Genomic DNA, 18911 nt, shown 5'->3' with positions numbered 1-18911 from the left:
AGGATGACAGTACGGCGTCTGTAACTAGCTTGATTCTTAACCTATCTGTAGTCCGGTTATCACCGGAGGCGCACCTCAGAACGAGGTGAGTCTCTAAAAGTCAAGTACCTCCGCCACTGATTGCATGCCAGCAATCACAGTTCTCTTTACAAAAATGAGACAACCGCAATTCCCGACCTAAATTGGAACTTTGCAAGAGAATATCCCCGCGCACTACCTCCTCACAGGCTTACACTTTTCTCACCATTTCATTGATTTAGTTACCAGGCAGCAGAGATATAAACCGAAATCGAATTCGGTTTGAACGATATCTCCGTTTCCGCAACGGGGGTTTTGTGAACTGACTTGCTCATCGGAATTGCCGGGCAGCATATCTGCAACGGTTCTATTGTCTTTTCTCCTGACGATAACCTCACCACTCCAGCTTCCCGTGCATGCGCGTTCCGAGATGAAGAAAGCTATCGTATGCGCTACTCAGTACACAGTTCCGCATTCTCTATCGATACGCGCACGGCGTCGTTGCAGAAGCGTCTCTTCCCTGGCATCTGGTGCATTCTTCTCTATCTTCTCTCGATCAGCATGGGGCTTCCTGGCACAAACCTGCGGGCACAATCGTCAAATCGAATCGCAACGCAACCCGATGGACCAGCGCTACAGACCTTGGGGAATCATCATCCACTCTGGGCCAATGCAAACAACAGCATCGGCTTACTCCCTCAAGATCAGGTCTTGGATCAGATAACACTTGTGCTCGCAAGATCTCCGGAGCAACAACTTGCCTTTGAGAAGTTTCTTGCTGGGCAGCAGAACCCTGCGGCACCCGAATACCACCATTGGCTTACACCAGCAGAAATCGGAGAGCGCTTTGGACCGGCAGAGCAGGATATCGCAACTGTAAGCGGATGGCTCCAGTCGCAGGGCTTACATGTGAACTGGATCTCCCCGAGCCGGACCTTCCTTGGCTTTGGAGGTACAGCAGCAGACCTTGGACGCGCCTTCCACACTGAATTACGTAAGTACAGAGTCAATGGTACAGAGCGGATGTCGGTCTCTTCCGAACCAATGATTCCAACGGCGCTGGCCTCTACGATCCGCGCAATTCATGGTCTTTATACCTTGGAAGAACACCCCGCCCATGCTGTAACAGCAGCACAGCTGGCTTCTCCGCAGATGTCGATCCCGAATGGAACGCATTATCTCTCTCCTGCCGATTTTGCGACCATCTACAATCTGCCAGCAAACCTGCGAGGCAGCGGATACACGATTGGCATCGTGGGCCGCTCCAGGACAAACCCAGCCGACTTCCAAAACTTTATGGACAAAACCGGGAGCAGCTTCATGCTTCCCGTTGAAATTGTGCCGACAAACTTCGGAGGCGTGGACCCAGGCCCTGCGCTCACCACACCTCCGGGGGCCGGGGTCTCCATCGACGACCAGAGTGAAGCAACGCTCGACGTACTGCGCGCGGGCAGCGTGGCTCCCGGGGCAAATCTACTTCTCGTCATCGCTAGTAAGACAGGAGGCGGGCTAGCCGCCGCCGCACAATATCTGATCCAGACAACGCCTTTGCCCGCACAGGTAGTGACTATCAGCTTCGGAGCCTGCGAATCTTCCACCGGAAGAGCCGGAGTCGCCTTCTGGGACTCTCTCTTTCAACAAGGAGCCGCCGAAGGCATCTCCATCTTCGTATCGTCGGGTGATTCGGGTGCGGCAGGCTGCGATACCAGTTTCGCTACGCCGCCCTCGAACCCCACTCGCATCAGCCCGAATTACATCTGCTCCTCAAGCTACGCTACCTGCGTCGGAGGCACGCAGTTCAACGATGCGAACTACACGGATTACTGGAGCACGACAAATGCTTCAGGACTCTCCTCTGCCTTCCACTACATACCGGAAGGCGCATGGAATGAGCCTTTGGATGCCAACGCCAATCCGCAGGCCGCAGCCTCGGGAGGCGGGGTCAGCTCCTTCATCCCGACTCCATCCTGGCAGACAGGAAACGGAGTGCCCTCGGCGCGAGCCGGACGCTATACTCCCGATCTCGCCTTCTCCTCTTCGTGCCACGACGCCTACTTCGGTTGTTTTGCCGCAGGTGGAGCCAGTTGCATAAGCAAGGGCGCAAGCTATAGCTTTTTCGGTTTCTGTGGAACATCGAATGCAGCACCCAGCATGGCAGGAATAGTGGCTTTGCTGGATCAACAAATCGGTACGGCACTGGGCAATCTGAATCCTGCACTTTATCGAATAGCCTCAACCGCTTCCGGATTCCACGATGTAACTGTTGCCACAAGCGGTGTAGAAGGATGCAGCACCGGCATACCAAGCATGTGCAACAACAGCCTGCCCTCTCCATCAGGACTCTCCGGAGGGCAGTCAGGATATCTGGTCACGAGTGGCTATGACCTTGTCACCGGCCTGGGATCGCTCGATGTACAAGCTTTCTTCGCAAACTTCTCAGCAAAACCTGTCCCGGCTGTAACCGTCACGCCTTCTACAACGAGCATTACTATTCTGCAATCGCTTATTGTCACAGTTTCCGTCTCAAGTCCCAACAGCCAGACAGCGCCGACCGGTTCCGTGGTCTTAACCAGCGGCGGCTACTCCTCCACAGCGGTAAAGCTCAATAATGGCAGAGCAACGATCAGTATTCCGGCGGAATCGCTACAGCTAGGCAGTAATAAGCTGACGGTAGATTACACGCCCGATGCTATCAGTTCCTCAATCTTTAACAGCGCCTCCGGCTCCAGCACGGTGGTTGTGAACCGAATTGTTCCTGCGATAAACGTAACGCTATCCGCATCCCGCCTTACCACCGCCGAAGATGTGACCGTAAACGTCGTACTCTCTGCCGAAACCGACGCCGGGCTTCCGACGGGAACCGTAGGTCTTTTCGTGGCTAATTACAATGACACAAAGACCTTGTCTGCAGGAAACGCATCCTTTCGGCTCCCAGCGGGAATCCTTCCCTCGGGGAGCTATTTTCTGACGGTAAGTTACACTCCCGACGCGCAAGGATCTCCGGTCTTTAGCAGTACCTCGAATTCCCGCTCGATTGAGGTATCGGGCACAGCTCCGCTAACGCCTGCCGTGAAGGTGATCCCGCTGTCGGCTACCGTCTCAAAAGCGCAGAGCTTTCCGGTAACCGTGAATGTAAGCGGCGGGGCGACAAATTCCCTTCCTGGCGGCGTCGTAACACTCTTGAGTGGCAGCTACACCTCTGCGGCAACGCCGCTGAACAACGGCAGCGCAACCATCACAGTCACAGCCCAATCGCTCGACACAGGTTCGGATAGGCTAATCGCTATCTACACTCCAGATGCAGTTAGCGCATCGGTCTACAATCACGCATCGGACTCCACAACGATCACCGTCGTTGAACCGGTGACCACGGCGTCTACCTTTGCCATTGACGGAACTCCGGTTGTATTTCAACAGGGAGCAGCAGGGATCTGCTCGACCATTACGTTAACTCCTAATGGGAGCTTTACGGGCGAGGTAATACTAACGGCCAGGATAACCTCCAGCCCTTCCGGGGCCAAGAATCTTCCCACGTTGAGCTTCGGACCATCCAATTTAGTGCCGATCACCGGAAATGTTCCGGTAACAGTCAAGCTGACTATCTCCACTACAAGACCTGCGGTCCTGGCACTGCTACAAAACCAACCGGTAGAGGCAGCCACGCTTATGGCGGCTCTGCTTATCTGCCTTCCTCTAGGATTTCGGACCAGTAAGCCGTTTGGACTTCTTCTGCTTGTTATTGCTACTGCTTTCGTCACCGTGGGATGCGGAGCAAACGTCGTTGCCCGGGCAGGTTCCGGGAATACAGGTACTTCAGGCACAACCAAGGGAACCTATCTTGTGACCATCACGGGAATATCCGGCACAATTACGGTCAGCCAAACCATCAGCATCACTGTGCAATAGATTTCATCTGCCCCACTATCATCAGAGGAGGGAGGGACAATTCCCAGGTTACCGATATGTAACACTTTATCCACTCGAAAAACTTAAGTAACGTAGGAAAAGATGCCCCTCAACGGAGCAATGATAGCTCCTCCTAAGAAATTGTCACTACAACCAACTCCGCGCCAAAGCTATGCATCACTATCTAAAATCGTAGTCTTGTCTGCCGCAGCCGCCGTACACAATACATCAACAAGTAAGTAAGTTTATTCATAATTGTTTCATTAATACCCTCAGGGTAAGTCTATCGATAAGACTCTGTTTCAGCGTATAACAGAAGAACCAGCGCCTAAAAAGAAAGACTATTGAATGCGACTTCTGAAGCACGCTCTCACCTTATTTTTGCCTTCACAAGCAGGCCTTTGCCTAAATAAGTTCTCTCGTCGGATAAGATCCTTGTCGATCTTCTCCCTACCTATAGCAATCCTTCTGTCCTGTTCTGTGATCCAGGCACAGAACAGTCTGCTGACGCGCCCGGTAACATCTCTGCAGGTAAGGCCTTTGGCGCATCATCATCCACAGTGGGCAAACGAGAGCAACAGCATCGGGCTGGTTTCTCCCAACCAGACAATCAGTCAGCTGACGATGGTCTTGGCTCGCTCTCCGCAGCAAGAGGCTGCTTTCGAGCAACTCCTTGCCGATCAACAGAACCCCGGCTCGCCCCAATATCACCACTGGTTAACACCTATCGAGATAGGCGAACGCTTCGGGCTGGCAGCACAGGACATTGACAACATCACAGGATGGCTGCAATCTCAAGGACTAAATGTCGGTTGGATCTCACCTAGTAAGACATTCATCGGCTTCAGTGGAAAGGCAGCCGACATCAACCGTGCCTTTCAGACAGAATTGAGAAACTATCGGGTAAACAATACCGACCGCATGTCGGTAACTACCGATCCGATGATCCCTGTCGCGTTGGCTCCAGCCGTAAAATCTATTCAGGGTCTATACACAGTTGAAGATCGCCCGGCCCACCATATGGAAGCGCTGGAAACGTCATCCCCTAATGCAACGTTTGGAAGTGGAACACACTACATCTCGCCAGCCGATTTCGCAACCATCTATAATCTGCCTTCCAATCTGAACGGTACCGGCTACACGATTGGTATTGTCGGTCGTGCACGCACCAACATGGACGATTTCCGAAACTTCATGAGCAAGACCAATACCAACTTCAACTTGCCCACGGAAGTTGTTCCAACAACCTATGGAGGAGTTGATCCTGGTCCTGCACTCACCACGCAATCGGCCTCCGGAAATATTGTCGACCAAGAGGAGGCAACACTGGATGTATTACGTGCAGGTAGTGTTGCTCCGGGCGCCAACATTTTGTTGGTTGTAGCCACAAACGCCAGTGGAGGCATCGGGGCCGACGTCCAGTATCTGGTGAACACGTCGCCGCTTCCTGCCCAGATCATAAACATCAGCTTCGGGGAATGCGAATCGGCGGCAGGTTCGGTGAACGTTGGCTTTTGGGATTCGCTCTTCAAACAGGCTGCAGGCGAGGGAATCTCGGTTTTCGTCTCCTCCGGTGACTCCGGGGCCTCAGGCTGTGACACGAGTTTTGAGACGCCTCCTGCCAATCCTAATCCGAACAGTCCGAACTATATCTGCTCTTCCAGCTATGTAACCTGCGTTGGTGGAACGGAGTTTGCCGACACAAGCTCACCCAGCAGTTATTGGGATTCGAACAACAGCACAGGACTCTCGTCGGCACTGCGTTATATTCCGGAAGGCGGCTGGAACGATCCCTTGCACTCCAACTCCCCTGTAGTCGCATCCTCGGGGGGCGGTGTCAGCTCCTATATCGCAACCCCATCCTGGCAAACGGGAACCGGCGTTCCGACTGCTAGAGCAGGACGATACACACCCGATGTTTCCTTCTCCGGGGCCAACCACGATAGCTATTTTGGATGCTTTGCCGCAGGAGGAGGGGGTTGCGTCACACAAGCAGGAACTTTTTACTTTACATTGTTCTCCGGAACCTCCGCCTCGGCACCCGACATGGCTGGAATTACGGCGCTCCTCGATCAGAAGAAAGGGTCAGCACTGGGCAATTTGAATCCTGCGCTCTACTCAACGGCGGCAAGCAGCCCCAGCATCTTCCACGACGTCACTGTCGCTACCAGCGGAGTCACCAACTGTAGCGTAAACACGCCGAGCATGTGCAACAACAGTGCTCCTTCTCCCACCGGATTAACCGGAGGGCAGGCGGGATATCTGGTCACAGATGGCTACGACCTTGTCACCGGCCTCGGCTCCTTCGATGTGAATGCCTTTATTAATGGAGTTTCTGTAAAGGCAACACCTTCTATAACGATTTCGCCCTCAGCAACGAGTATTGCTCTTACCGATACACTCTCGCTGAAAATCAACGTCTCCAATGGCAGCGGAAATCCGGTACCAACAGGCTCTGTAGCCGCAAGCGATGGAACCTACACTTCGGCAGCTACAACTCTTAGCGGAGGATCTGCCACAATCTCCATCCCCGGAAGCTCCCTGACTGTGGGGAATCACACCTTCACAGTAACCTATACTCCGGACACAACCAGTTCCACAGCCTACAATACGGCCACAAGCACAACCTCTGTGTCTGTCACCCAGAACCCGGTCAATCCCACAATAACCGAAACGCTTTCGGCTTCCACCATATCTACTACGCAATCTTTAACAGTAACGGTCACTGTTGCCGGGGGCACGGGTCTGCCCACCCCGACAGGTTCTGTAGATTTCGGTAGCTTTGCCAGTGCATCGGCAGTGCAACTCTCCTCAGGGAAGGCAATTCTCACTATTCCCGCGGGAACGCTTACGGCAGGGACTTACTCTATCCCGGCCAACTATACTCCGGATACGGCAAGTGCCGTGTACTACAACAAGGTTTCCACCTCAGCCTCGCTCACGGTAAACGCGGCGGTCCCTGCCTCCTTTGCCCTAAGCGGAACGGCTACATCCGTTTCCGCAGGATCGGCAACTTCTAACACCTCTACCATCACCTTGACGCCTAGCGGAGGCTTCACCGGCAGCGTAACACTGACAGCAGCAGTGACCTCCAGCCCGTCTGGCGCTCAGCATGTGCCAACCGTCGCATTCACTTCCGGCAACCCAGCCACAATCTCGGGTACCAATCCCGTCACAGCAACGATGACGATCTCGACAACTGCACCCACGACATCGGCTCAGCTCGCATCTTCGGCACCGGCCCTTCGTTGGTATGCAGCCGGAAGCGCAACGCTGGCCTGTGTCCTGATCTTCATTCCTGGACGCCGTCGTTGGAAAACAACCTTGGGAGTAATGGCTTTCCTGATTGTTATTACGGGAAGCATGGTCGCTTGCGGTGGAGGTTCGAAAGGCAGCACCACAGGGGGAGGCTCGGGGGGAACTACCACCGATCCCGGCACTACAAAGGGTGCTTATGTGATCACCGTAACCGGCACTTCCGGTTCAACTACAGCAACCACTGTAGTCAACCTGACCGTGCAGTAAATTCAACCTACAGAGTACGACTAGTCTATAGAGCGGGGTTCGATAACCCCGCTCTATCTGTTTATAGCCATACCATCTTCCCTTCCGCTGTATTTTCAGAGCGCTTTCAATCTTGCTGCGTCGTTCCTGTGTACAGCTTGTAAGTGGTACTGCATTTGCTCCGGACACTGACCTTGAGCCAATCATTTACTGAAAGGTCCGCTCGAATTACTATCTGTTTTCAGAATTTGCGATTGAAATTTCACGAAAGGTAATGCTTGGGTTCGGCATAGATCAAACGATGAACGGCTACATTTCTCTGGCTCTGAATTTGAAAATGCTGGACCTAAATTGCTCCCGATATGCGTAGAATCTTTTTCTTTCTTCTCATAGGCACTGTGCTGTTCGCGCACCCAACGTTGTCAGCTCAGGCCCCTGACTCCGGTGACAGGCGGTTTGGAGACAGGCTGCCCCGCATCATTCTGGCTGGATTGGACGCATACCGGACCAAAGGCCCCGAAGAAGCCATCCGGACTTGGATCAAGGATGGCCCTCTCGAAGGAAACAAATCTGCCCTCAACCAGGCCATCTCACTGCACCACATCCAGGATCTCTATGGCGCTTATCAGGGTTTCGAAGTCGTTGGACACCGCGAAATCTCGCCGCGAGCACGGGTCATCTACCTGGTAATAGACCTAGACAAAGGACCGATCTTTGCCAAGTTCTGTATTTACCGGTCGGAGCAGGGATTGATCGTGACGGACTTCGAATTCAATAGCAAAGATGAGCTCATTATCCCGATGACCTCGGGCTCGGACCAGCACCAATAAACTGCCCGCTGGGCCATAAGCTTTAGCGGTATGGATGCACAGAGAATGCACATCGTTCACTTCATACTCCCATCCACATATTTCGTAGATGGGAGTATGAAGTTTCTATATTGCCCTCCACATTCGGTATCGAAGAATGGCAGATCATTCCCCATGTTGCTGTCGCGAGATCTGCTCCGGAGTCAGCCGCAGGAATCTAGCTGCGTTGTTATAAAGAATGTCCCGCTTCTGTTCAGGAGTAAGAAAATCTGCTTTCTCGATGGAATCGATGCCGACTTCAATCGCGCCGGGCCATACCATCTGGTCGGAACCGAACATGATTCTCTTCCCGAAGCCCGCTTCCACGATTCTGCGCAAATAGTCGTGAAATGCCACTCTCGGAATCACATAATCGATTACGGCCGTATCCAGATAAACCTGGGGATGCGTCCATAGCAGAGCCAAGGTATCGTCGAGCATGGGCCAACCTGCGTGCATAACGTAAATCCGGGCCTTTGGATGCCGCAACAGTGCTTCTTCCAGTAACAGCGGAGAATGTAACCGAGCCCGATAGTCTTTCGAGGCGAAATAAGGCGCTCCCGGAGGCCCTGGACCCATGTGAATTCCTACGGGAATATCCAGCTCCTCAGCCAAGGCTAGGTAAGGCTCGAAACGCGAGTCACTAGGATCGATTCCCTGATACTGAATGCCGACCTCGCCCAGCGCCGCATAGTGTCCACTCTTAAACTCAGCGCGAAGATCTGTCAGCGAAGGCGCATCGGAACCAAGCATAAGCATCCTGCTGGGAATGATGCGGTCTCCACCTTCCTTGTGCCATTTTTTCACCAGAGGACCGCTCGTGACGCTGTAGATATTCCAGCGACGTAGGATTGCCAAGGTGCGATCCATCATCTCGCGGTCCGTCGTTGGCGAAGTAAGGGGATGCGCGCACGGAGGATTCTTCATCATGTCGAAGAAGGTTTTCCCCCAGGTGCTTCCCGAATCCGCAGGAGGGAAGACCGTCGGAGGCGCACAATAACTCACCGGCGGCGGCCCTTGTGAGTCAGCAGAAACAGCGTGCATATGTATATCGATAATCGGGGCGGGAACATCAGGTCCACGGTCTTGCCCCCACGCAGACAGGCAGAGAATCACACCTGCAAAGAATGCAACCAAAACTTTCATTGGTTTCCTCATGAAGGCATACGCCAATTGGAAACCAATTGTTCCGGGAAACCGCGATTCTACATCTCTGCTGAATAACCAAAACGAATATGAACTGCCACCGGAGGAAGGATCCGGAGGCAGTCGTACTGTCCTAGCGAGCTATTTTCTATCCGAGAGACTGAATTACGATCTTCTCATTCCACGGATCGGAAGCTTCTGCCGCAGCTTCGACCGAAGCCGATGTTACCGTCTCGACAGAAGGACTCTGCGGCTTCACCTCTCCTGTAGCGGCTTCGGGAATAGTATCCGACGAAAGAGGTGGAGAGATCGCCCGGCCATCGATAGGAAGCAGATGGGTATTCTGTGCAGCCCATTTTGCAGCCAGACCATTGAGTGGACTCTTTGTGTTGTACTCCTGGTAGGCGATCATCCTGCCGATTCGGATTACCAAATCATCCAATCCCTCCGATGCGGCCCAAAAGTCACCAATGCAGACAGAGGTATCATCGAAGTTTGGATGGAAGACGGGAGTCAACATCCTGCATTGTGGTGCGCGCCTCGGGTAGCCGAGAGAAAGATTGATCTCTAGTAGATGAGTATCGCGTTCGACAATCTTCCCTCCCGCATCGACACATAATCCCTTCAGGTGGTACGTGATTCGATAGATCTCAGGCGGAATACCGGACTGGCCACTAATCTGTATCAACGGCCAATTGGCAAGGCGGCGTTGTAACGATTCGGCATCGATCAAGAGTCTGCGTGTACGTGGAGACGACATATTTTTCCAATCAAGTAGAGGTTTATGAGAAAACGCCTTCCCTCTTCCAGCGAGCGATACGGTTAATGTGATATTGAAGATAAATCACGCTGAAAAAGAAGGTCATCACCCCGCTCAAATACAGACCCATGTTTTCAACGCTGTTGTAGTACTCTTCCATCGCGTCCTTAATCTTGAAAACACCAAAGATCATACAGCCCAACCCCATAAGCAAAAACCACCCACCCAGAAGTTGAAATGCCTGCATATCCTGAACACCACCAATTACCGAAACAATAACTCCGCAAACAATGCTTGCTGGATACATAGCGATCAGAACCATCGGGGTATTCTTGCCGGATAATTTCCTGGCCCAATTTGCCTGTATCAATGCCCAGATCATATTAAAGACGGAACGAGTCACAATATTTAGAGCTAATACCCACCCCCAATGCAGATTGGGAGGCAAAGCGACGAATTCTCCCGAAGGTGGCATCTCTGCCTCAGACGAGAAATTTGTTCGAGCCGTAAAGGTTACGGGAGCAAGGATATCGCCCAGGACCTGCGATACCGGAACCCAGTTGTCCATTCCCTCGCTCTTGGCTAAATCATTTTTGTCTATATTGCCGCTCCGCACATACTGCTGTAAATCCGCAAGGCTGTATGGACCGAACTCCTGGTCTCCACGCTTAATTCGATATTCCAAAACTTTCGCCCCCTCTAAATACGGAATGGAAGTCCGTCATAGTCTTTGGTAACAGTGCATATGTCGATCAGCGCCCAGATCCACACCATAAACCCTGCAATCCCGAAGGTGAAAACCGTTATCAGAACCTGAACGAGTGCTTTCGTATTGAAGCCTGCATAGAAGTTATGAATGCCCAACGGACCAAGAAATACTCCTAGCAGCTGATATGTTGTTCGGTTTCTCGTAGACACCTGCTGCGCATTCAAAAACGTGGGATCTACACGAAACACAGGAGCCGCAGCCCATGGAGCAGGAGACTGCGGAGGGCAGTATCCTGTAGAGCTGAATAACTGGGGGGTATAGAAGGAAGCGCTATTGTTCCCTGCCGCACCAGGGCGAGGAGGTGGAGGAGGCGGTGGAACAGGCCGAGATGCACCTACGGCAGGATATACGGCAGCTACCTGATTTGCCGCCTCCAGATCTGGAGCACTGATACTAAGTTTCGGTTCATTTGCCGGAGCAGCGCTGCAACCGAAGACAGTACAGCCGCCGTTCTCTTCAAAGCAGTCGGAGTGATGAGGAGTCCCGCACCCAGGACACAGGAGGAAATCCGACTCAGTCTCTACAACTGCCGTACGGCAATAAGGGCATACAGCATTCGCACTCACCGGACCTTCTCCTTATAACGAAACGCATAGCGCCCAATCTGTATCAGATCTCCATCGAGAAGAACTCGGCTTGCAACCGGAACGCCTCCGACAAAAGCCTGTCCGCTAGCTCGTAATGTTATTCGTGCTCCATTTGTCTCAAATACAGCATGCTGCGCCAGGATGGAGGGGTCCTTAAACAGATAGATATCGCATTGCTGGCTGCTGCCAAGCAGAGTCCGGCTCTTGTACAAGATGAATTGCTTCCCTGCAAGCGGTCCTGCCGTCACATAAAGCCAGCGATCCTTGAGTGCGCTTTCCACCACGCCCATCATTGCGCCCGTAGATAATCCCAGGATCGAAAACCCTACAGCGCGGCTCACCGCAGCCTTAGGGCCTCCTGTCCATATCGAGATCGGATCGAAGAGAAAGCCTCCCAAGGCGGCGCCAATTATGCCTCCGAGAACTCCGAACTTACCCTTTTTGAACGACTGTCCAACGATGCCATAAACGATACCTCCGGCTGCGCCAAAAACAGCCCAAGCAATAGCACGTGCTAACCAGAAGACAGGGTTGCGATACGAGTGAATGCCCACCGCAGAGGTAATCCCAATAGCAATATTAAAGACGATGTTGGCAATAACAAAGAATACAAATCCCAGGACGGCGCCGAGAGGAATAGCAAAAGCAGTGCGCAGAAGGGCCTTCTGTATAGATCTTTCAACCAAACTCTCTGCAAGCCCGAAGCCGATTGTCATAAGACCTACAATTGCTGGCATCAGGATGAGATTGCCCCAGGAGCCTCGTCCTATCCCATCGGTAAACCCCGGCTCACAAATGGCCCATCCCAGAAATGCCCCAAGTAGTCCCGCTACTCCGAGATAGAACCACCCCTGCAAAAACAAGCTCCCGCGCTCATGTTCTATAGCGGGTGCCATGCCGGAAGCATCCGTAATACTGCCATACGAACGAGCTTCCGGGCCTGCGGGCAGAATTGGCTGGGGCGCACTCTCAGGAACCTGTACCTTATCGAGATCCTCCAGCGTGATCTTAATTCCATCCTTCGGAGTACCGTCGGTCATGGCTTCCCTTTCGTATCTTGTGGGGCAGAAGTGGCGTCAGGCGTTCCAGCCTTTGAACCATCGCTTTGCGGTTGAGCAGATAGCCCCCCTCCCGCATCAGGTTGAGAACTAAAAAGAGGCCGGCCGGTGTGAGGATCGACAGGAATAGGTACCACACGCGGAAACAGATACCAGGAAAGAAAGAATCCGGCGACAAAAACAAGAAGATACTTTAACGTCGCACTGGCCAGATGAAGCAGCAGCTTGCCACCATCTTCATCCTTCTTCGTTTCATCTTCCTCTATTTCTTCCTCATCCCCTATCGTTAGCGGTTCGGGTTTACCTGTCTCCCCTGCACCCTCTCCACCCTTATCGTCAATCCAGGTAATTTGCTCCAGCCGTTCCAGATCCTCTCCTACCCACCCAAAACAGCCTTCTTCATCCGAGTGAGGATCGAAAACCCAGGCCACCTGCTGCGGAGACGAAAAGAAATTCTTGTGAATAAAGGTATCGTGATCGGAAAGGAATACTCCGAAACCGGGATGCGAGTGATACCAGCCCACAATCCGAGCATCCGGGAAATCACGATCTTTAATTTGATAGATGTGCTCCCAGGTATCCTGAGTGAAGGTCACATGCGTTCCGGCCTGCACGGCATTTGCTCCGGGAATGCTAGCCTCAACCGTCGTTACTCCGCCCCCTTCCGAACCGATAAGAACCCCACAAACTTCGGCTTTCATGGAAGAGCGTGCATGCTGCCGTATCTGTCGCACAGCTTCGCATTGAATATGCAACACGATGCCCTTTACTTTTCCTGGCTTCTGTTTCATGCCTCCGTGCCCTCTTTTGCCGGGACTGCTTGCAAAACCATCTCCCGGTCGCCATCGAAAAGATAGCCAATTTCGCGTTCGCCACTGCGAGCTACAAATACGTCCCAGAGGGGCAGACCTAACGCGGTCAGGTTACGATCCCCCCAGCTTTCGCTGCCGGTGTATCCATGAATCGTCTCTACGATGCGTCTCTGTCCATCGCAGGAACAAGCACCCTCTTCATAAAGAACACTGCCAACAGGAACAAACCGCTCTTCTGTTTGGCCGCAACGAGGACATTGCAATCGCCAAAGGACATCCCGGCTAAACTCGATTGTTACCTCTTCCGTTCCTAAATCCTCTTGCGCGCGTTGCCAAAGCCCTTTTACCGTACAGGCTTCAGACCGTTCCTCCAGCCGAATTAATTGCGGAAGAGTGTAATGGCTCATACAATCCGGATTCTCTGTGTACTCGACTGTATAAGAGGTATGATTCATACCCTCGAAGACAAAACCGCGTCCGGCTAGGGTCGGCAGACCATGGAGAAGCTTAATGGCTTCCTGCACCTGAATTCCCGCAATGATCGAAGAAATTGTCGGAGTGGTTGGAACCTTTCCCTCCACGTCCTTCCGATGAGCCAAAAGATTACAGGACATTCTTCTATCCAGAATTGCCCAATCAATCTCACCAAGCGTGCACTCGTAACAAGGAGCCTGTCCCGGAAGGAAGACACGAGCGACGCCATTGACGCCTTCGATTGCGCCATCGATCCAAGGGCGCCCCATCTTCCAAGCTGCGCGATTGATCCAGAGCCGGGCTTCGCGATTATCCAAGCCTGCAATAATCACATCTGCCCATTCGAAGAGCCCCAAACCACAGCTATGGATCACATGGGCAACAAGAGGAATTACCGTTGCTTCTGCGAAGATCTCCCGATAGGCCTTGGCAGCAGCAACGGCCTTAAACTCTCCAAGGTCGGATGCACGATAAAGAATCGACCGAGATAGATTCGAAACCTCGATTCGGTCCATATCGACGACTACAACCTGCTTGCAGCCCAGGAGCGCGAGATTTTTCAAAATCTCATTCCCGAGAGCACCGGCACCGATTACCAGAATCCGGCTCGCAGCTATACGTGCTTGATCCCACCACGGAATCAGCCGTAAACGGCTGTAACGATCTTCAAGCGCGTCAACCTGCGAAGAAGTTTCCATCCCAATCCTTTCAGAAACCGCCAGCGGTGATCTCCGGCTGCAGGCGAAGAATATCGCCATCCTTTACCTGCGCTTCAGCGAGGGTCTGCCCATCCAAAATCTGACGTCCGGAATTCTTATGATGGAACTTATAACTAAGCGGCGCACCGTCGGGGCCATTCACTGGCAACTGCAGCTTTTGGATTAGTACCGCAATGATCTTGTTACAAGGGGCATCGTCCGGAAGCTCCACGGGAACTCTTTTATTCTCGGTAGAGTCATAAACTGTCACATTAATCGTTGCCATTCACTTTTCTTCCTCTGTGTGTATTGTGCGTTGGCTTTCTTGAAATAGCGTTAAACGATGTTGCCCATCACCAAGGAATTTCCATCCGGAAGAGTCCAGCAGTGCATCTGCGCGAACAGCAAAGTTCAGGCTCTCGGCATTCGGGCTGCGACTCCGATCCACCATAGAAGTCACAATTCCAGCAAGTTCTCCGCGGGAATTGAACAGAGGCCCACCACTATTCCCAGGACTAACGGGGGCTGTAATCTGAATCAGATCCTTATCCTTTCGCGAAACGATACCAGTACTCAGCGTGAAACGTAGCCCCTGCGGGTGGCCGATCACATAAATGGAAGCCCCGTCTTTTACCTGATCGACCTTCATAACGGGAAGAGCAAAATTAGAATCTCCCTGGACACGAGGTAGCCACAAAAGAGCTAGATCCAGGTTGGAATGCCGTGCCAGGACCCGCGCCTCCGCCCAGGTTCCGGAAGTGGATGCAACCAATGCCCGCTCTTGATTAGTAGGAACCAAGCCTCCATCTATAACGTGCCTGGCAGTAACAATGAGGTAACCATCTTTAGTCGCCTGCAATAGTATTCCGGCTCCCAGAATGGAAGACGGAATATCTTTACCTGAAAACCAGTTCTTCCTCGCCGGTGTAATTACAGTAACTAATGGCTTCAATTGTGCCGCCGCTTCTTCCGTTGTCAGATCCTGGCGTGCAGACACCGCTGGGAACTTTGTCCGGCTATCGAACTCTTCCAAACCTTCGCTAAAGCTCGCAGGTTGGACCGGAGACGCAAAAAAAGCAATCACCCCTCCTGCCGATGACAAGATACCGCTAACAGCTAGCGCTGTTGCCAGAAGAGATAACCAAGCCTGCTTAACGCGCGGAGCCGCGTTACGATACACCACCCGGAGAATTACGCTTACAAGGCAAAGAACCGGGAGTACCACGATAAGCAACCAAATGCAAGTCTTTGCCCACCAGCGAATAGGCGGGTCCAACCTTAATGAGGGAGCCGCCGAGGAAGTAGCTGAACCTGGAGCCTCAGCCAGCTCGCTATGACTGATTACAATTCGATCCATTCAAACCCGCTTATAGTAATTCCGGCATAGCTATATCCGAGAGCTGCGAAGCTCGAAGCCGTTTTCCGCCAAAGGAAGCGGCACCTAACCGCACTCTGATCGGACATAGTAACGCCGGAATTGCTATAGTATGCCCAATTTTATCTTTATATGTAGGCTTTGCAAGCTTTCATTTTCTATAGCTCAAGATAGGCTGTGAGTGTTGATTAGCAAACAGTAAACTATCTAGGGAAGGAATCTGACTTCCTCCCTATGCAGAAATATTCACTGAAATCCCAAATACCAGCACACAGGGACACCAACTATTATCTTTGGAATAACTGTTTGGCTTCGATGAACACGGCAGGAATAGACATCGCGTTAGAAAACTGCAACTTTTCACAAGTTCTGTCGCGGCGATCTGCTCTATCCGAAGGATTGTGGTAATTGAGGGTGTGTTTGCAGAAAATCTGGGCTCGGCGGAAACTGCCGAAATGCTGCTCTTCTGTTCTACTCTTTGAGAGAAGATCTCTGGCTCGCGCAACCATTCCTTTTAGGAATAGCCACGCGAGCGTCCCCATCAGGCCTGCACTGAGCCTGAAAAGTTTTAGTTACACGTTGTGCCGTTGAGAGCAAACGATGCGGGAATGGCATTGGTTGTATTATTCCAAGTCCCGTTAAATCCCATCCCGCTATAACTGGCTCCAGCCGCGATACTTCCGTTATAGCTGAGGCTGGTGACTGTCACATTCGCGCCACTCTGACTCGCCGATCCATTCCAGAGTTGCGAGATCGTTTGGCCATTAGCAAAGGTCCAGGTCAACGTCCAACCGGTAATTGCCGACGAACTATTGTTCGTAATCGTAATTCCAGCCTGGAACCCTCCTGGATATTGATTGGAGATTGTGTAATCTACATGACAGCTGGAACTACCGCCACCTGCCTTCGTGGTCACGCTCGCCTGCGCAGAGGCACCGGACGAACCCGCACTATCGACCGCCACAACCTTGTAGTAATAGGTTGTAGAGGCCGCCAGCCCGGCGTCGGAGAAAGTTGTGCCCGTTACCGTCCCTGCCAGATTGCTTGTTGATGGCGTAAAACCACTGACCGTGCTGCGATAGACGTAGTAGGCGCTAATGCCGCAATTTGTCGGTGGAGTTACGGCCCCCCAAGTGAGAGTAACGGCACTGGAGGAGGTGGCTGTTGCCAACAGCGACGATGGAGCCGATGGTACCGTAGTACAGGTCCCTCCAGGACTGGTTGGCACCACGGGATAAGAGTTCTGTATCAACATCGAGAACTCCGTCGGGAAGAACGAACCCGCCACAGGAGAGTTCGGCAAAGCATTGGTCACGGTATTATTCGCCAGTGCATTCACATGTGTGGGATTACAATTCTCGTCGCTATTCTCGCCGGAAACATACTGCGAACTTTCGGCATAGGTTCCATCAGATTCCCCAGGCGGCTTGATCCAGACGAATGCCTGTAATTGTGCAAAGTATCCCGAGGGATTGGCCACTGGAGGCACGCCCAAACCTGCACCGCTCTGGTTGCACCATTGTCCCCGGGAATTTCGCCGGTCGATCCGGGTAGCATTAACGTAGGTATTAAGATCGGTGCTGCTGCCAGGCCCAGATGGACGATTCACACCACCCCAGCCATTCCGCGAGGTATCGATCAGCATGCCAATGCTGGCAGGAAATCCAGCATTCACAAAGGCCTGATAGATCGCCGCATCGAAAGAGCCTTCGTCGATATAGGGGTTGTACTGATAGAAATTGGCAGACATAACTTGCTGGCCATTTATACTCTGAGTCGCCGTCATGTACGGTTCTTTTGTGGGAGTATAACCAGCGGTATTGCTGATAAAACCGTCGATTGAGTTCAGGCCGCCCGTTGTACCTCCAACCAGTTGAGTAAACTCCGTGACGGCAGGAGTAAAGTTGCTGGACCACCCCAACCAGCCGGAGTGCCCGATATCCAGGTACTGATACACATTCGACAGTGCATGAAGCTTATTGATTGCATATTGAATACCCTGAACATAAACGCCGCTCGTCTGTGCATCCACACAATTCTGAATTGTGAAGCTGCGTCCCGTGTTTGTGACCAGATTGGGTATGGAATCAGGCTCGATCACCGCCACAATACGAAGATTGGAGTATTTGGAATTCGACAGGATAGCAACAATAGGATCGATATATTTTGTTTTGTAAGTGTCAATCCCGGCTAGAGGTTGTGTCGGAGGATTAGCCGCTATACTAATTTCTCCATTAGAAGCCAGTGCGGCACAATCGCGGTCAGGTAGATCGTAAATAACAAGTGTTACCACAACAGGTTGGGATCCGCTCTGCTGAGCTAAGGCAGCATCAAGATGTCCGGCCAGACCCAGGCGGCCACCGTTGGCGGAGTTGCCGGTAATGGCAGACATACTGTCAAGCCAGACCGCAGTTGGATAGGTAGCAACTACGCCCATTTGAGCCTTAAGAGTAGCGTCGCTTGTTTGCGCAATTACTGCCTGAACTTCCTTGGTGTAGTCAGGATTTAGATATTGTGTCGCTCCCGCGTAGGGATTGGCGACGTGTTGAGCTGAAGAAGTTGCGGTTACACAGAATAGTAACGCGAGAATCGTAATCGCAGTCAGAGCCACTTGCCGGCCAAACAATAATTGCCAGCACAGCTTGCCATACACACGGTACATAGTCTTCCTCCTTTGTATTGGGTCGCACACGGGATTTCCGCATAGAGACGAGTAAACAGATTGAGATGTTTTAGTACAAACAGGAAGACTGGGGAAAAAGCGCAACGAGCAAGCAGAACAGACCTACGGTGGCAAGTTACACCCTTTGAGATTACAAAACCAAGCCGCAACAAAATATCTTATTCACATCACGAAAAGCCTGCAGAACCCAGGCGAAACTCATTCATTGTTACCGGGATACGCTGGAATTCCAGTAGTAAACAGATATAGTTGCAATAGGGCAAAAATAGAGAA

At 52.2% G+C, this 18911-nt stretch carries 13 protein-coding genes; 3 read left to right on the top strand and 10 right to left on the bottom strand.

What is annotated here, in order from left to right; all coding sequences use genetic code 11:
- Positions 1-465: 465 nt before the first annotated feature.
- The 3 genes from AC6I7T_RS29815 to AC6I7T_RS29805 all read left to right on the top strand — a co-directional run bounded on the left by AC6I7T_RS29815 (position 466) and on the right by AC6I7T_RS29805 (position 8258).
- Positions 466-3924: a protease pro-enzyme activation domain-containing protein gene (locus tag AC6I7T_RS29815; RefSeq protein ID WP_497791505.1), complete on the top strand. Its 3459-nt coding sequence runs from the start codon at positions 466-468 to the stop codon at positions 3922-3924.
- A 435-nt stretch (positions 3925-4359) separates the two neighbouring features.
- A complete protein-coding gene (locus tag AC6I7T_RS29810; RefSeq protein WP_497791503.1) occupies positions 4360-7449 on the top strand; it encodes a S53 family peptidase in 3090 nt (1029 codons plus the stop codon).
- Positions 7450-7790: 341 nt separating this feature from the next.
- Positions 7791-8258: a hypothetical protein gene (locus tag AC6I7T_RS29805; protein ID WP_497791501.1), complete on the top strand. Its 468-nt coding sequence runs from the start codon at positions 7791-7793 to the stop codon at positions 8256-8258.
- Positions 8259-8402: 144 nt separating this feature from the next.
- Here AC6I7T_RS29805 and AC6I7T_RS29800 read toward each other — a convergent pair whose 3' ends face one another.
- The 10 genes from AC6I7T_RS29800 to AC6I7T_RS29755 all read right to left on the bottom strand — a co-directional run bounded on the left by AC6I7T_RS29800 (position 8403) and on the right by AC6I7T_RS29755 (position 18617).
- On the bottom strand, positions 8403-9422 hold the full coding sequence (locus tag AC6I7T_RS29800; protein WP_497791500.1) for an amidohydrolase family protein: 1020 nt from the start codon (positions 9420-9422) through the stop codon (positions 8403-8405).
- A gap of 148 nt (positions 9423-9570) precedes the next feature.
- Complete coding sequence (locus tag AC6I7T_RS29795) at positions 9571-10182, bottom strand: ubiquitin-conjugating enzyme E2 (RefSeq protein WP_497791498.1); 612 nt, start codon at positions 10180-10182, stop codon at positions 9571-9573.
- Between the two features lie 22 nt (positions 10183-10204).
- Positions 10205-10867, bottom strand: a complete 663-nt coding sequence (locus AC6I7T_RS29790) for a DUF4339 domain-containing protein (RefSeq protein WP_497791496.1) — start codon at positions 10865-10867, stop codon at positions 10205-10207.
- Between the two features lie 14 nt (positions 10868-10881).
- Positions 10882-11517 carry an NINE protein gene (locus tag AC6I7T_RS29785; protein ID WP_497791495.1) on the bottom strand — a complete coding sequence of 212 codons (636 nt, stop codon included), beginning with the start codon at positions 11515-11517 and terminating at the stop codon, positions 10882-10884.
- On the bottom strand, positions 11514-12578 hold the full coding sequence (locus AC6I7T_RS29780) for an FHA domain-containing protein (RefSeq protein ID WP_497791494.1): 1065 nt from the start codon (positions 12576-12578) through the stop codon (positions 11514-11516). Before AC6I7T_RS29780 ends, AC6I7T_RS29785 begins: the two co-directional genes overlap by 4 nt.
- Entirely contained in the window at positions 12575-13387 is an 813-nt protein-coding gene (locus tag AC6I7T_RS29775) for a M67 family metallopeptidase (protein WP_497791493.1), read from the bottom strand. The genes AC6I7T_RS29780 and AC6I7T_RS29775 overlap by 4 nt, the downstream gene beginning before the upstream one ends.
- The gene (locus AC6I7T_RS29770) at positions 13384-14580 is read right to left on the bottom strand and encodes a HesA/MoeB/ThiF family protein (RefSeq protein ID WP_497791492.1); all 1197 of its coding nucleotides are present in this window, start codon (positions 14578-14580) and stop codon (positions 13384-13386) included. The genes AC6I7T_RS29775 and AC6I7T_RS29770 overlap by 4 nt, the downstream gene beginning before the upstream one ends.
- Positions 14581-14590: 10 nt before the next feature.
- Positions 14591-14866 carry an EsaB/YukD family protein gene (locus tag AC6I7T_RS29765; protein ID WP_497791490.1) on the bottom strand — a complete coding sequence of 92 codons (276 nt, stop codon included), beginning with the start codon at positions 14864-14866 and terminating at the stop codon, positions 14591-14593.
- Positions 14867-15937 carry a S1C family serine protease gene (locus AC6I7T_RS29760; RefSeq protein ID WP_497791489.1) on the bottom strand — a complete coding sequence of 357 codons (1071 nt, stop codon included), beginning with the start codon at positions 15935-15937 and terminating at the stop codon, positions 14867-14869. It lies immediately after the preceding gene.
- A gap of 586 nt (positions 15938-16523) precedes the next feature.
- Positions 16524-18617 carry a glycoside hydrolase family 6 protein gene (locus AC6I7T_RS29755; RefSeq protein ID WP_497791488.1) on the bottom strand — a complete coding sequence of 698 codons (2094 nt, stop codon included), beginning with the start codon at positions 18615-18617 and terminating at the stop codon, positions 16524-16526.
- Positions 18618-18911: the final 294 nt, after the last annotated feature.

This window comes from Humiphilus diazotrophicus (assembly GCF_059726315.1).
This window is presented reverse-complemented; position numbering and strand designations above follow the sequence as displayed.

Coding starts and splice junctions, on each gene's coding strand:
- AC6I7T_RS29815 (WP_497791505.1), top strand. CDS start 466: ATGCGCTACTCAGTACACAGTTCCGCATTCTCTATCGATACGCGCACG.
- AC6I7T_RS29760 (WP_497791489.1), bottom strand. CDS start 15,937: ATGGATCGAATTGTAATCAGTCATAGCGAGCTGGCTGAGGCTCCAGGT.
- AC6I7T_RS29775 (WP_497791493.1), bottom strand. CDS start 13,387: ATGAAACAGAAGCCAGGAAAAGTAAAGGGCATCGTGTTGCATATTCAA.
- AC6I7T_RS29755 (WP_497791488.1), bottom strand. CDS start 18,617: ATGTACCGTGTGTATGGCAAGCTGTGCTGGCAATTATTGTTTGGCCGG.
- AC6I7T_RS29795 (WP_497791498.1), bottom strand. CDS start 10,182: ATGTCGTCTCCACGTACACGCAGACTCTTGATCGATGCCGAATCGTTA.
- AC6I7T_RS29800 (WP_497791500.1), bottom strand. CDS start 9,422: ATGAAAGTTTTGGTTGCATTCTTTGCAGGTGTGATTCTCTGCCTGTCT.
- AC6I7T_RS29805 (WP_497791501.1), top strand. CDS start 7,791: ATGCGTAGAATCTTTTTCTTTCTTCTCATAGGCACTGTGCTGTTCGCG.
- AC6I7T_RS29780 (WP_497791494.1), bottom strand. CDS start 12,578: ATGACCGACGGTACTCCGAAGGATGGAATTAAGATCACGCTGGAGGAT.
- AC6I7T_RS29765 (WP_497791490.1), bottom strand. CDS start 14,866: ATGGCAACGATTAATGTGACAGTTTATGACTCTACCGAGAATAAAAGA.
- AC6I7T_RS29770 (WP_497791492.1), bottom strand. CDS start 14,580: ATGGAAACTTCTTCGCAGGTTGACGCGCTTGAAGATCGTTACAGCCGT.